Source organism: uncultured Clostridium sp. (genome assembly GCF_937920395.1).
Classification (GTDB): Bacteria; Bacillota; Clostridia; order Clostridiales; family Clostridiaceae; genus Clostridium_AD.
Genome location: NZ_CALEVF010000296.1, coordinates 43,084 through 56,070, shown reverse-complemented (window position 1 = coordinate 56,070; position 12,987 = coordinate 43,084). Strand labels below are relative to the sequence as shown.

The window sequence follows — 12,987 nt, the reverse complement described above, 5'->3', positions numbered from 1 at the left end:
CATGGGACAAATAGAAATCATATCAGCCAATCATTTAGACGGCATAGAAGACAAGATCGATGCCTTTATATTTTCAGTAAGTGGCATTCATCTTAAAGAACAAACTGAAGGCGATAAGTTCTCTGTTAGCTTTGGCAAAAGAGACGGATCACAACTTGAAGTTGGATTTTACAAGAGTAGACATCCTGAAATTAAAGACTTCAGATACTCTTGTTACTTATCAATCCTTCAAGAGTTTTCAGGATTTGTACAGGCTACAGCAGAATTTGAAATATTTTGTTACTCCAATAAGTTAAAGGATCATGAAAAAGAAAGTCAATATTCTATCCAAACTCCCTCTTCACATTCGGAAGAAGAATAGCAAGTGGTTTATTAATACACTAACCGGTAAATGGATTCACAGCGCGAACATAACCAAATACCTCCCAAAAGAAACAGAAGTTAAACCACAGTGGCAAGATCGCTACTACAATAATTAAAATAATGGACAGATCATTAAAAAGAGATACTGAAAGTATCAGTACAACTGTAGATTCTTTAGTTACAACAATAGAAGATCAGGAAACACAAATAGAATCACTGAAACAGACTATGGCTGAATTAGAAAACGCGATTGACGACCTTAAAAATATATAATCATGGAAACAATATGGTGCTTATTTAGTATAGCAAATGAATATGATCAGCCCGATAATAACTTAGAATGTGTCTGGTTAACCAAACCAACTTTTAAGCAAATACGATATATATTCGGTCTTGCAGAAGGAAAATGGATAGAAGACTTACTAGAGGGATTAAAAGTTAGAGACGCAGGTCATACTGAATATAGATTAAAAGAAATCGAATTAAATAGAATTTTATAAAAAAATCATGGAAGAGAATAAAGAACCTGAAACTGGTGTTGCGGTAACAGAGCCTATAACACCAGTAGTAAAGAAAATACCAAAGTTCACTGATCTAATTAAGGAAGACAGAGAAGAAGAAGTTTTCGAGAGAGATACCCTGAACTGGATGCTGAATCAAGTCCCCCCTGCCAAATGGATTAAACAACACCCAATGGCTAAAAAAGAGATCATTAGACCAGATACAGGCGAAAAGATCAAAGTTCCTATAGACTATCTTCCCATTGAAAAAGTGGAGCTACTTCTTACCAGAATATTTCAAGTATGGACAGTAGATATACTTCGTGAAGGCACCATGTTCAATTCAATATACTGTACAGTCAGATTGAGCTATAAAGATCCAATTACAGGAGAAATGCTACATCATGACGGAACGGGTGCTGTAGACGTACAAACTGCTAAAGGAAAGTCTGCTACCAATTTAGAATTCATTATACCGGGAGCAATTCAGAAAGGATTGCCGGCCGCTGAGACATATGCAATCAAAGATGCAGCAGAAAAAATAGGAAAGTTATTTGGCAAAGATCTAAACAGAGCTGACGCAATCGCTTTCACAATGGGTTACAACAATGGAGAGAGAACAATGGCTGAAGCTTCAGAGGCAAAAGTTGACACTTCAAATATTCCAGTCGATATAGTTGAAGAAATGAGTACAGCTCCAAGCAAAAAGGTGGTCAATGAAATTTATGCAGATCACGAGGAGCTACATCAATTCGAAGAGTTCAGAGATCTTGTTAAAAAACGTCATGCAGAAATAGACATTTTAATTTTACAAAAGAAAGCTGAGGAAACTAAAAATGGAAACGACGGAAATAAATAAAGAAGAACTGGAATACATTGCCCAGCGTACTGCCCAATGGAATCGGGATCGGATAGGGAAGCTAACTTCCAGTAATCACTACAAATTAGTAGCAGATTGTAAAAGGGATATGACTCCCGAAGAACTAGCGAATAGGCCACCAAAGAGTACGGCTAAGACAATTATAGATCCGACCTTACTATCAGAAGGAGCAATTACTTACATTGAAGAGATGGTCACAGAAATACTCACAGGCGAGTCTTGTGATTCTACTGTGACTACCAAAGAGATGGAGTGGGGTATTTTACATGAACCAGAAGCAATACAGCTTTATTCCACTGTAATGAAAGTGCATGTTACTGAAACAGGAAGCCTACCATACAAGCCTTATCCTAAGTTTGTGTCTGGATCTCCTGATGGTTTAATAGAGGATAATGGTGGGCTTGAGGTTAAATGTCCTTACAACAGTGTTCATCATCTGAAAAACCTGAGAATGAAAACTTGGGAAGACCTTAAAAAATTGAGGCCAATCTATTATTGGCAATGTGTTAGTGGGATGTTAATCACTGGTCGGGCATATTGGGACTTTATGAGTTATTCACCAAAATTTCCCGGCCACCTTCAAATGGCATTTGTGAGATTAAAATACGAAGATGTGCAAGAAGATATCCGACTTTTGGCTATTAAAATAAAATTTGCAATAAAAGAAGGAGAAACAATTTTAGAAAAATTCCAAGAAGATGAGTAATATTATAAAAATCAACTACAACTGGTTTAACTATAATGATGGCAATAACCAAGGAGAAGACTATTATACTTTTGAAGTTGGCAAATCATACAAAAAGAAAGGCACAGTAACTGAAATTCGGGAACATCCAGCCGTGGGAGAAGGCGACCGCTGGTTCTATGATGTCCACTTTGACTCCGGTGCAATGGAGCGAATATTTAACCCGAATCACATTTTTTATAAACAAGCTTAATATGAATCATTTAATTAGTGGAGAAGAAATAAATATTGATTGGCAACAAGTTCATTTGATAGATAAAAATGACTCAGGAGATGAAGAATGGAGAATAGATGGAGATGGGGAAGATGGCAAGAAATATACAGCAGTTGGATCTTATCAAGATGATGAATTAGAGGATGTAAACGATATAGAATTATTATAATGGCAAAGAAAAAAGAAGAAATAGAAGAAGCGGTAGTGGTTGAAGAAACTATATCTGTGAATACACCAGTCCTCTCAAGCGACTTAAAGAAACCAACATTACCTACGATATTGGATAAGCAAGATTGCTTGGACAAAATCAGTATAGCATACGCTAAGTACGCGGACATTGAAATCAAGGGTACAAACGATAAGGACAACTACAAGTTAGTAGTAGCCGGTATTAAGGAGCTTAGAGACTCTAGGTTAGCTTGGGATAAGTCAGTTGACCAAAATATGCTTGCCCCAGCTAAAGAGTGGTACGAGTCAGTTAAAAATGATATATCTACTATCATAAATGACTTCAAATCAAAAGAGGAAGCTTTGAAAGCAAAGAAGACTAAAATCGACAATGATAAACAAAAAGAAAAGGATGCAATAGAGGCCAAGAAGGTTAAAGCTATGGCCGAACGTATCGAAACGATTGTTAACCTTGGGGGCAAAAGTGATGGAGTACGTTACTTGTTTGATTATGATATCACCTTATTTGTTAGCATTGCTTCGTTGAAAGATCTTGATGACAAGAAGTGGAAGAACGCTTTACAAGAGATACAGGATGCTTATGATTACGAACAGAAACGTTTAGCTGATCAGAAATTACTTGAAACACAGTTAGCCGAACAAAACACGGCCAAAGAAAAAGAACTGGCTGAGAAACAACGTAAGTTGCGTGTAAAAGAATTGACTCTTGCTGGGTTTAACATTTTAGAACCTGACGGAGACAAATATGAAGATTCAAATGGGAATTCTGTATGTACTATTATGATTGATAATTCTGCTGAGGAAGAATGGGACGAAATGCTTCTCTCATTTCAATATTCAGCAGATGAGTATAAGGACATTCTAGGTTTAGATGTACCAGATATTAGCACTATAGATGGTATTATAGATTTTATATCTGCTCCTGCAATTCCAGCCCAAAAAGAACATCCTTTACCATTCCCTTCAGCTACCCCAAAATCAGTTATCCCAGCCATAGACTACCAAGCAGACAATAATGAAGATCTGCCTTTCTTTGATGAACCTAAATTAGAAACAACTTCTGATTTTAGCGATTTAGAGGCTGAAGAACAAATAAGCAACATAGTAACTGATAATGGCCTTACAACCGTAGTGCTACAATTTGATGCTTTGGATCCATTCATTGAATTTCCAATGGGTGTAGGATTCATTCAGAGAATATATCATCCTGATTTTGAAGACTATGCTCATGAGATGGCATCTAATCAAGAAATCGTAACTCAGGGAGATATCGAAGTGACTTTTGAGAAATTGAAATTTGTACTTATTGCCGTATCTTAAAAATACGGTTGGTGGGTGACGGAAAAGGAGACGTTAAAGACTAAGAGTTTAATACTGTTTGAAAACATGGGCATATAGCTGCTTAAAGACCCGGCCATAAAAACAACCAGTAAATAGATCCGACCCTGAATGCGCACAGATGTTCAGCTGGGGCTATATAATATCGGTAACTCATGAAGGTTCGAGTCCTTCCCCACCAACTAAACTAATAATCATGACCAAGCAAGCTAAACAACAGCTTCGTGAGCTGTCAAGAGAAATACAACCACTCCAAGGAAAACTAGAAGAATGTCAGATATACCTTAAAAAGTTTGAAGACCCTCATGGAAGTGTGAAAAGAAGAATAGTTCAACTTGAAATACAGCTTGAAAAATTAAGAGAATCTTATTTTAAAATTTACCCAAAACCAATATGGAATGAACAACATTTTAGTATACGACGTAGAAAGTAATGGAAAGGCTTTAAACTTTAAAGCACCCATGACAGACCTTAACAATTGGCCTAGGATAACCCAATTGGCATGGAGAGTATATGCGCGTGATAGCACTCTTATCAAAGAAAACCAATCCTTAATTAAACCTGATGGTTGGACTATTCCAGTAGAAGAGTTCTTTATTGAAAATAACATGTCTACTGAAAGATGTGAAACAGACGGATTTCCTATTGAATCAGTATTCAGACTATTTTTAGCCGATTTTAGCACATGTTCAGTTATTGTATGTCATAATACTGCATTTGACAAGAACGTGCTTGGAGCAGAGCTAATACGCTATAAAATGGCTCCTGAAAAGAAAGCCTACACTTGGATATGCACCATGCTAAGTTCAGTTGATTTTTGTCAGCTGCCGGGGAGATATGGGAGCTTTAAATGGGCTTCATTAGTTGAGTTACATCAGATTTTATTTAATAAAGGATTTGAAGGAAATCACGAAGCCCTTGCTGATGTGGTTGCCTGTGGAGATTGCCTATTCGAACTAATCAAACGTGGTGTTATCACTTTACCTCAAGAATTATGAGCAAAATAAAAGGAATAAAAAAGGAAGATGTGGAAATAATACTAGGCAATCTGGAAACTTTGAGAGAAAAATTGGAATCTGAACGTGAACCTTGGGTTTCCGTCGGTTACACCAAAGCAACAGTAAAAAGGTTAATTGAACAATTAAAAGGAAAATATCCAATCATATAGTTATGATACTATTCAAAAGGTACTGGTTTTGTCGCAGGTGTGTTTACATATCCGGCAAAATGCCAACAGCGATATTCAAAAGAAGATATGTAATTCTAACAGAATTTGATAAACACTTGTGGGTAGTAAGTTTTGTATTCCCATTCTAATAACTAGCATTATGAAAAAGAACATCATATTTATATTAGCCCTTGTAATTTGGGTAACATTAAGTGGCTTTTCAGGCTACTACATTAGTATTCTAATCCATAAAATAGGAGCTAACAGAATAACAGTCGGAGATATTATGGGATGTTACATATTCCCTGCCTTGATATGGGCTTTTCTGATAGCTATTGGATTCCTTAAAGTAATTGAAAAAATTAAGTAATATGGACTTATTCAGCAAATTCGCCTCACAGTTTAAAAAAGAAGAGCCGGTTATTCCAGAGGCAACACCAGAGCCGGCAAAAGAATTAGAAGGATCTCAGTTGGATCGCTATGAGGCATATAGAAAGGCTATACCAGACTATTTATCATTACGAGACTTCAAGATGCTTGAGGCAAGAGAAGCCACCGTTGAAGAGCTTAAAACAATGAGCGAATTTGACAAGAAGCAACGGAGACAGGTTGATAAGCAAAAAGTATCTATAGATTTTATCTCTCCCCCTTCTGAAGAACAAATTATATTAGAAAATAAAGAGAAGGCTAAAGAACAAGGAGTTGGTTATCACTCAGAGAAACTGACTACAGAAGATCTGAAGGATAAATACGGAATAGATGTCACTGATGAACACGCTAAACTCAAAAACAGCCGTTCTACTGAACAATTTTTCAAAGAAGTAATGAATGACCCAATTCCAACAGATGACGATGTTGATTTATATTTTGATTCCGGAGCTTATCAAGATCGAATCGATATTGTTAAAGAACAGTTCGACAAAATACCTACTAAGGATCATTCTATACTTGATACTGAAATCAGGGGTAATTGCCCTCAAATAAATTATGATTCAATGCCCCAAGGCATGAAAGAGGCTCAGGAACGCAACGGGATTAAAGATCATGGACTTGAATTATTCAACAAATTGGATGAACCAATTCCAAAAGAAAAAAAGGCTAGAGTATTCAAGAAAGACTTCCCAACTCCTGAAAGAACTCAAACTACTGTTCAAAGGAGTTTTGTTGGAATAGACAATGGAGTCAGCGGATCTGTAGGAATCATATACGAAGATGGCACATATGAGTTCTTTATTACTCCGGTTAAAAAAGAACAGGACTATACGAAGGCCAAGAAGATGATCAATCGTGTACAACCTTTAGAACTTGCAGAACTGTTTAAATTTGTCGGAGAAGGCTCTATGGTGATGATTGAACGACCAATGATTAACTCTACTCGATTCAATGCTTCTATGAGTGCGATACGCTGCTTTGAGGCAACTATTACTATACTTGAGACGTTAGGCTTGCCATATCAAGTTGAAGACTCTAAAGCATGGCAAAAGGCTTTGCTTCCAGTAGGCATAACAGGAGACGACTTGAAGACAGCATCTAAAAGTGTTGGCAATAGATTATTTCCAAATACCAAATTAATTCTACACCCTGATTGTGATGGGATGCTAATAGCTTCTTATTGCAAATCAAAACATAGATAATATGGCTGAAAGCACTATATCATTAGTTTGTCCTGTATGCAAAAAACAATATGAGAAGCATATGGCATACTACAATCAATCTATTAAAAGGGATGCCCCACAATATTGTGGGAAGATATGTGCAGGGTTAGGGAGGAGGCTAAATAAGACTCATGAGCAACTTAAAGCAGAAAAGGCTAAGTATGATGATGAGTATAGAAAAAATAACCAAAAACGTATTAAACAGAAAAAGAAAGAAGCCTTCAAGAAAAGTTACGCAGAAAATCCTGATAAATACCGTGAACAACGGAAAAAGAGAATGCCTTACCATATTGAGTACTGTAGACAGCCAAAAGTAAGAGCAAAAGAAAAAGAGGCTAGGTATAGACGAGAAGGCAAAAATGGAACTAAGAAGTGTTTAGGATGTGGAAAAGACAAACATGTAATTGAATTTCAAGGTTATTTAATTTTTCCAGATAAAAGACATTATATATGCAAAGAATGTGAAGCTATACAGGATAAAGAATTAGATATAACTACTAGAGAGGTTTTACAATGTATCAGATCAGGCTTAAATAAGCACCAATCAAATTTAACGATACGTGACTTCACGCCCCATCCATATCTGATAGAAGCACACAAATATTTATTATTACTTAAAAGATCAATAAGATGAGAAACGCAAAAGAACTAAGAGACGAGTTAGTAAAAGTATTCATAGGAGTAAAAGATGGTACTATCGAGGTAGGGCAAGGCAAAACTCTTGTGGCTACATCAAATGCAATGTTGAAATCCGCTCAGTTAGAATTAGAACATTCAAAACTGACTGGAAAAACAAAAATAATTAAATTTTTAGAAACAGAATAAGGTACTATGACATACAGACCTCACGACAGGCCAATGACCGCCCAACTCGCAAAGCAGATAGCCAAACAGCAGGAAAGAATTAAAGCCTGTACATTGGATGCATATATGTCTTACATATGCAAACCAGACAAATCAGAATCATTTTACTCTAAACGTTTTAAAAATGGCACATCAAAGAGCTAAGAGATATACACTCGAAAGAAGTATTGATCACACTAACTGGAAACATGTTGCTGGCTTCGAAGAAGGTCAGCCCTCACGATTTGGGGAACCTTTCGATCAAAATATAGCAATAGCTGAGGCTATAAGCTATCGTGACAGAGAGAGCCGGTATAGACATCCAAATGAAAAAGAGTTTGTTAGAATAATCATAGAAATATAAATCATGAGTAGCTATTTAGAAAAAATCAAAAAAGAAGAATTTGACTTCTTGAAAGCAAACAGTACTATAGTGAGCAATGCTAAAACAAATAAGAATTTTATGTTTATGCCATTTTGGTTCGAAGTTATATCTGAAGAAGATTGTATAGTCGTTCGACATTCATTAGACGAAGAGCCACCGGAAGAATTGAGGGACGAAATAGTTAACCAACTAAAATAACCAAGTCCTACCCCTAACCGGGAATCCATTCTGTGGGTAGGCATTACATTTGAAATCATGACAATTATTAAATTCAAAGAGTATTTGTATTGGCTTAGATTTAAATATCAACAACGTAAAAGATTCTCATCTCCTTCAAATATGAGGTTACTTTCTAAAGCTGACTTTTTATCTAAAGATCAACTATTCAAACAAAAAACACATGAAGAATCAAGAAAACAAAATCTTAAACGTAAATTATGGAGAAACGAATATCGTAATTCCACCACTTAAAGTCTTCATGGGCTGGAACCCAATGAAAGAATGGATTAGCAAATGTAAAGCTTACCCACTTGTATATAAGGACATTTTAGGGAACTATGGTACAGGAATAAGCATTATTAATATTGATTTTAAACCTTTACCAGTGGCCAATAGAATATACGAATATTATATTGAACGGCTTGATCAGGAAATGGAAATAATCCGTAACAGTTTTAATATGAATTTATACTTGAAAAATAACGATGGGAAAGACTAAGGAGTGTGGCGTATGCTTGAAACAGAAGGTCATTTGGAAGTCTAAGACAAGAGATCGGCCACAAATGTGCAAACAATGCTTCGATTCTCAACCAAAAGAAACAACCCCAACTGAAGAATTAGATCAAGCTATAGGGAAAGGTCACTTTAATAATGCACCTACTATACTGACCGTTATAAGGCCTAAAACTAAAACTGGTAAGATTCAACTAAAATTTATTTTACAACAAGCAGAGAAGGTCTTTAATGCTTGGATTAGAAAGAGGGATACACTTCCTGATAGGACTTTCATTTGCATCAGTTGCGGTCAGTATAAAAGCAATAAGGAAATGGACTGTGGCCATTTCTATCCGAAGACATTTGCAATGACAAGATTCAATGAAGATAATAATCATGGAGAGTGTGTTCAATGCAACCGTATGGACTCAAATCACCTCATTGGATACAAACTAAGGCTACTTGAAAAGATAGGCTTAGAACGCATGAAAAAGCTTAAAGAATTACACAATAAACCTTTCAAGTGGGATCGTTATGAATTGGAACTTTTAATAGAAAAATATAAATGATATGAGATATCAAGATGAAATAAAACATGAAGAAATATTAAAGATATTTTCTCCTGAATTTAGAGAAAAACATCAAACTGATCCTTTAGCTAAAATGGCTGTGATTTGGCTTGCTGACGGTGTAAGTCCATTTAAAGTAATGGAACAAATTTACAATGATAGGAATAGGATTATTGATGAATTTAAGAAATATATTGAGACGAATGGGAAACCTAACCCGGTTATGTTATCTAAAGAAGCATACGAATCATTTTTGAAAACTCAAGAAGAATATGAACGAAGAAAAAGTTAAACGAATATTACGGCATTGTCAAACAATAGCTGTACTCATGGATGTGGCAGATATAGAGGTTCAATCAGATTTGGTTGATGCACGCTTCAAAAATCCTATTGTCAACAATCATATCAGGCGCATTAAAGAAAGTATTACACAAGTACACCTATCTTTGGCAAGTATGGTTAAATCATTGGACTATGAGCATTCTAAATATGATCACGCTACACAAATGCACCGGGTATTCAAATACTTTTCCACAATGGACACAGCACAAATGTCTGACATGATGGATGCGTTTGAGACATTTGACAAAGAACACCCCCCAACAGAATTTATAGCAGAACAATTAAACAAATAATAACATAAATATGGATAGTTTCTCAGTAAAATTGAACTTGGCCGTTCTAAAATGCGCCATTCAAAAACAAAAGAATAAAGCAGGTGATATGATAGATTGCTTGATCATACCTATTGAATTAAACAGGCTGTTTAAAGGTGATAAAGGTGGAGTATATTTAGATCTTAATGCTTGGCCTACTGATCCAGCTAAACGAATAGCAGGTAGTCTTGACACTCACATTGTAAAACAACAGTATAGCAAAGAAGAATTTTCTTCATTGACAGAGGAACAAAAGAAAGCTATACCTATTATTGGTAATGCAATTGCATGGGCTGGAAGAGAGGAAGCATCAGCACCAGTAATTGAACCAGAAAGTGACCTCCCCTTCTGATGTAACTAAATTATTCACCAGCACTCTATCATCCGGTAGGGTGCTTAACCTTAAAAATCATGGGAATAAAATTTGAATTCGACAAGATCGAAAATAAAGCTACACAAGCTACTGAACCTTCACAAATGGATAAGATACTTGATAAATTAAGTTCGCTGTCCATAGCCGACATAAAGGCCATACAAGACCAAGCACAAATGCTACTGGCTATCTCTCTTGAATCTTGCATAGATGATGAGATTGAGAAATGGCAAGAGATTTATTCCACAGTAGAAGATCACCTTAACTTCAGGATTGAACAAATATTTGAATAATATGAATCTTAGTCTAAAACAAGAGCTAATTCTTAAAGAGACATTGGTTAAGAACGGTGTCAATAACCAAATTGATATGTGTATCGAGGAATGTTCCGAATTGATCCAAGCTCTTTGCAAATACAAAAGAGGGAGACAACACAATGTTGAAGAGGAAATGGCCGATGTATTCATTATGATGACTCAAATGAGATTAGTATTTAATCAGATTGAAATACAACGTATCATCAACTTAAAAGTTAACACTTTAAAAGATAAGATTCAAGATGAATAGCATGTATACCTACAAAACTAAGTCCAGCTTAGTAGTTATATATATGAGCTGGAAAGAATATCAAACTAAAAAGAAGAAACAATGGCTCCTTACTACATCCCCCTCAGAGAATTAATTATAGTATCAATATGTGTTGGCCTGTTTGCATTATATCATATCATTATGGAGATCAGGAAAGGCCTCAAAAGAAGAAGAGAATACATGCGCCTTCCCCGCCATGAAGCACACTTACACTACTGGATAGAAGATGAAACTCTTGTTGAATCATACGCAACTAGTAGAGGGATAAGGTATACTGCATTAATGAAAGTGCCCGGCTTCCCTGATACTGAAATTTGTAATGACGAGTGTATAACTAAAATCGAAGAACAATGTCAGACATCAACGAAATAAATATCATTCAACTTCACAGACGACTTACTTTAGTTTCAGAACGTCTCCCTGATTATGATGAGAATAAAAAAGGGTTCGACATGTGCTTGATGCTATTCACTAAAGCATTAAAGATCTGCCCTTCAGTAAACCTACTCAGGGAACTTGAAATCAAAAAGTCTCAAATTAAAGCACTTGAACTATTAATCAATGATCTCCGGGAAGACAATAAAGTATTAACAAACAGAAATAAACAATCTAATTTAAAAACAACATGAACAAATTCGAATCAATTAAAGCACTTGTAGCAGACTTAGAGACTGATGCAAACAAATTCTATGGGGCTGGTAATTCAGCAGCAGGTAGTCGTCTCAGAAAAGGCCTACAGAGTATTAAATTTTTAGCTCAAGAAGCAAGGAATGAAATAACGGATCTTAAAAACAAAAAGTAATGGCGAAGAGTGAAAATTCAGAAAAACTAACAAGAGAAGAATTGTTGGACATTTTAAAAGAAACAGAATCTAAACTTTTACAGGCCACTCAGAATTTAGGTCATCCGGCTTATGGTCATAGTACTGCTACTACAATGGGTATTGATGAACTAAGAAATGAACTATTTGACTTTCTTGAAGTCCCCGATAAAGTAAGCTAAAACAAATAAGCCCTATGCGATTTGTCATAGGGCTTTTACATTTACACCAAATCCTCATTGGCGCTCGGCTGGTTATTACTAGCAATTTCATTCATCAACCAAACAAAACCTTTCTCCTGCCTATCCTTTGGCAATTGGTCTAATATCTGTTTGAAGTTGTAATCATTACTAATTTCTTTATCCTTCATTAACTTCCTAAAATCTTGGGGAGTGAAGTCAGTCTTACCGGCATCAAATATTCCTTTCTTCGCGCCTAAATATCTAATCGCATCTAAACGAGCCTTCACTTCTGTTGGCTTCTGAACCTCCCCCTCAAACCTGCTATTCGTAGGTGGAATAAATATCTTCTTCAAATACTTCTCGTCAAATGCTGGTGAATAAGGTTGTTGGCCATTATTGATAGCATGTGAGAACTCATGAGCCGGCACAGTTGGATTAGCTCTTGTAAGGTCTTCATTCAGCCTTACATCTTTATAAGAACTATCATATCCCCCAGCTGTATTCCTTCCTAAATCAGTATCACTAATACTAATTTTACCCTGACTAAGAGCATTCAATCTCTGACCGTTGTTATTCATGATGTCACTAACCACAACATCAGTAGGCGCATCTGTTCTGGATCCGGACATCACTTCATTAACAAACGGTTGTGCAGATAAAGGTTGCTGTAAATTACGTTCAGCATTCACCATTTTACTCAAGCGTTCTTTATACTTTGGCGAACTAGCATAATCCTTAACAAATTGGAATTGACTCCTAATTTCAGGGAGCAAATCACTAACCATTGGACTTGCACCTTTGGTTA

The 12,987-nt window shown here is 36.0% G+C and carries 28 protein-coding genes; 27 read left to right on the top strand and 1 reads right to left on the bottom strand.

The window, feature by feature from the left end; genetic code table 11:
• Window position 1 precedes the first annotated feature (1 nt).
• The 27 genes from Q0649_RS18795 (at window position 2) to Q0649_RS18665 (ending at window position 12,182) form a co-directional block, all read left to right on the top strand.
• Window positions 2-361: a hypothetical protein gene (locus Q0649_RS18795; protein WP_298845571.1), complete on the top strand. Its 360-nt coding sequence runs from the start codon at window positions 2-4 to the stop codon at window positions 359-361.
• A gap of 122 nt (window positions 362-483) precedes the next feature.
• Window positions 484-636: a hypothetical protein gene (locus Q0649_RS18790; protein WP_298845569.1), complete on the top strand. Its 153-nt coding sequence runs from the start codon at window positions 484-486 to the stop codon at window positions 634-636.
• 2 nt (window positions 637-638) lie between these two features.
• Window positions 639-863, top strand: coding sequence for a hypothetical protein (locus Q0649_RS18785; RefSeq protein WP_298845567.1), 225 nt, complete (start codon window positions 639-641; stop codon window positions 861-863).
• A gap of 7 nt (window positions 864-870) precedes the next feature.
• The gene (locus Q0649_RS18780; protein WP_298845565.1) at window positions 871-1,722 is read left to right on the top strand and encodes a hypothetical protein; all 852 of its coding nucleotides are present in this window, start codon (window positions 871-873) and stop codon (window positions 1,720-1,722) included.
• The gene (locus Q0649_RS18775) at window positions 1,700-2,449 is read left to right on the top strand and encodes a lambda exonuclease family protein (protein ID WP_298845563.1); all 750 of its coding nucleotides are present in this window, start codon (window positions 1,700-1,702) and stop codon (window positions 2,447-2,449) included. Before Q0649_RS18780 ends, Q0649_RS18775 begins: the two co-directional genes overlap by 23 nt.
• Complete coding sequence (locus Q0649_RS18770; protein ID WP_298845561.1) at window positions 2,442-2,681, top strand: hypothetical protein; 240 nt, start codon at window positions 2,442-2,444, stop codon at window positions 2,679-2,681. The genes Q0649_RS18775 and Q0649_RS18770 overlap by 8 nt, the downstream gene beginning before the upstream one ends.
• A 1-nt stretch (window position 2,682) precedes the next feature.
• Window positions 2,683-2,871, top strand: coding sequence for a hypothetical protein (locus tag Q0649_RS18765; RefSeq protein WP_298845559.1), 189 nt, complete (start codon window positions 2,683-2,685; stop codon window positions 2,869-2,871).
• Window positions 2,871-4,211, top strand: coding sequence for a hypothetical protein (locus Q0649_RS18760; protein ID WP_298845557.1), 1,341 nt, complete (start codon window positions 2,871-2,873; stop codon window positions 4,209-4,211). Before Q0649_RS18765 ends, Q0649_RS18760 begins: the two co-directional genes overlap by 1 nt.
• Before the next feature lie 214 nt (window positions 4,212-4,425).
• The gene (locus Q0649_RS18755; protein ID WP_298845555.1) at window positions 4,426-4,662 is read left to right on the top strand and encodes a hypothetical protein; all 237 of its coding nucleotides are present in this window, start codon (window positions 4,426-4,428) and stop codon (window positions 4,660-4,662) included.
• 64 nt (window positions 4,663-4,726) lie between these two features.
• A complete protein-coding gene (locus Q0649_RS18750; RefSeq protein ID WP_298845553.1) occupies window positions 4,727-5,227 on the top strand; it encodes a 3'-5' exonuclease in 501 nt (166 codons plus the stop codon).
• The gene (locus tag Q0649_RS18745; RefSeq protein ID WP_298845551.1) at window positions 5,224-5,397 is read left to right on the top strand and encodes a hypothetical protein; all 174 of its coding nucleotides are present in this window, start codon (window positions 5,224-5,226) and stop codon (window positions 5,395-5,397) included. The genes Q0649_RS18750 and Q0649_RS18745 overlap by 4 nt, the downstream gene beginning before the upstream one ends.
• A 353-nt stretch (window positions 5,398-5,750) precedes the next feature.
• The gene (locus tag Q0649_RS18740) at window positions 5,751-7,031 is read left to right on the top strand and encodes a hypothetical protein (protein WP_298845549.1); all 1,281 of its coding nucleotides are present in this window, start codon (window positions 5,751-5,753) and stop codon (window positions 7,029-7,031) included.
• Between the two features lies 1 nt (window position 7,032).
• Window positions 7,033-7,686, top strand: a complete 654-nt coding sequence (locus Q0649_RS18735) for a hypothetical protein (RefSeq protein WP_298845548.1) — start codon at window positions 7,033-7,035, stop codon at window positions 7,684-7,686.
• Window positions 7,683-7,877, top strand: coding sequence for a hypothetical protein (locus tag Q0649_RS18730; RefSeq protein ID WP_298845546.1), 195 nt, complete (start codon window positions 7,683-7,685; stop codon window positions 7,875-7,877). The genes Q0649_RS18735 and Q0649_RS18730 overlap by 4 nt, the downstream gene beginning before the upstream one ends.
• A gap of 163 nt (window positions 7,878-8,040) precedes the next feature.
• Window positions 8,041-8,259, top strand: coding sequence for a hypothetical protein (locus Q0649_RS18725; RefSeq protein WP_298845544.1), 219 nt, complete (start codon window positions 8,041-8,043; stop codon window positions 8,257-8,259).
• A gap of 48 nt (window positions 8,260-8,307) precedes the next feature.
• Window positions 8,308-8,478, top strand: a complete 171-nt coding sequence (locus Q0649_RS18720; protein WP_298845542.1) for a hypothetical protein — start codon at window positions 8,308-8,310, stop codon at window positions 8,476-8,478.
• 202 nt (window positions 8,479-8,680) lie between these two features.
• Entirely contained in the window at window positions 8,681-8,998 is a 318-nt protein-coding gene (locus tag Q0649_RS18715; RefSeq protein WP_298845541.1) for a hypothetical protein, read from the top strand.
• Window positions 8,985-9,563 (top strand): recombination protein NinG, encoded by a 579-nt coding sequence (locus Q0649_RS18710; protein WP_298845539.1) that lies wholly within the window; start codon window positions 8,985-8,987, stop codon window positions 9,561-9,563. The genes Q0649_RS18715 and Q0649_RS18710 overlap by 14 nt, the downstream gene beginning before the upstream one ends.
• 1 nt (window position 9,564) lies before the next feature.
• Window positions 9,565-9,855 (top strand): hypothetical protein, encoded by a 291-nt coding sequence (locus Q0649_RS18705; RefSeq protein WP_298845537.1) that lies wholly within the window; start codon window positions 9,565-9,567, stop codon window positions 9,853-9,855.
• Window positions 9,836-10,198, top strand: coding sequence for a hypothetical protein (locus Q0649_RS18700; protein WP_298845536.1), 363 nt, complete (start codon window positions 9,836-9,838; stop codon window positions 10,196-10,198). The genes Q0649_RS18705 and Q0649_RS18700 overlap by 20 nt, the downstream gene beginning before the upstream one ends.
• Window positions 10,199-10,208: 10 nt before the next feature.
• Window positions 10,209-10,571: a hypothetical protein gene (locus Q0649_RS18695; protein ID WP_298845535.1), complete on the top strand. Its 363-nt coding sequence runs from the start codon at window positions 10,209-10,211 to the stop codon at window positions 10,569-10,571.
• Window positions 10,572-10,630: 59 nt separating this feature from the next.
• Complete coding sequence (locus Q0649_RS18690; protein WP_298845533.1) at window positions 10,631-10,885, top strand: hypothetical protein; 255 nt, start codon at window positions 10,631-10,633, stop codon at window positions 10,883-10,885.
• A gap of 76 nt (window positions 10,886-10,961) precedes the next feature.
• Window positions 10,962-11,159, top strand: a complete 198-nt coding sequence (locus Q0649_RS18685; RefSeq protein ID WP_298845531.1) for a MazG nucleotide pyrophosphohydrolase domain-containing protein — start codon at window positions 10,962-10,964, stop codon at window positions 11,157-11,159.
• Between the two features lie 201 nt (window positions 11,160-11,360).
• On the top strand, window positions 11,361-11,552 hold the full coding sequence (locus Q0649_RS18680) for a hypothetical protein (protein ID WP_298845530.1): 192 nt from the start codon (window positions 11,361-11,363) through the stop codon (window positions 11,550-11,552).
• Complete coding sequence (locus tag Q0649_RS18675; RefSeq protein ID WP_298845528.1) at window positions 11,531-11,809, top strand: hypothetical protein; 279 nt, start codon at window positions 11,531-11,533, stop codon at window positions 11,807-11,809. The genes Q0649_RS18680 and Q0649_RS18675 overlap by 22 nt, the downstream gene beginning before the upstream one ends.
• Entirely contained in the window at window positions 11,806-11,982 is a 177-nt protein-coding gene (locus tag Q0649_RS18670; protein ID WP_298845526.1) for a hypothetical protein, read from the top strand. Before Q0649_RS18675 ends, Q0649_RS18670 begins: the two co-directional genes overlap by 4 nt.
• On the top strand, window positions 11,982-12,182 hold the full coding sequence (locus tag Q0649_RS18665) for a hypothetical protein (RefSeq protein WP_298845524.1): 201 nt from the start codon (window positions 11,982-11,984) through the stop codon (window positions 12,180-12,182). The genes Q0649_RS18670 and Q0649_RS18665 overlap by 1 nt, the downstream gene beginning before the upstream one ends.
• Before the next feature lie 41 nt (window positions 12,183-12,223).
• On the opposite strand, the gene Q0649_RS18660 is transcribed toward Q0649_RS18665, so the two are convergent.
• Complete coding sequence (locus Q0649_RS18660; RefSeq protein ID WP_298845522.1) at window positions 12,224-12,811, bottom strand: hypothetical protein; 588 nt, start codon at window positions 12,809-12,811, stop codon at window positions 12,224-12,226.
• Window positions 12,812-12,987 lie beyond the last annotated feature (176 nt).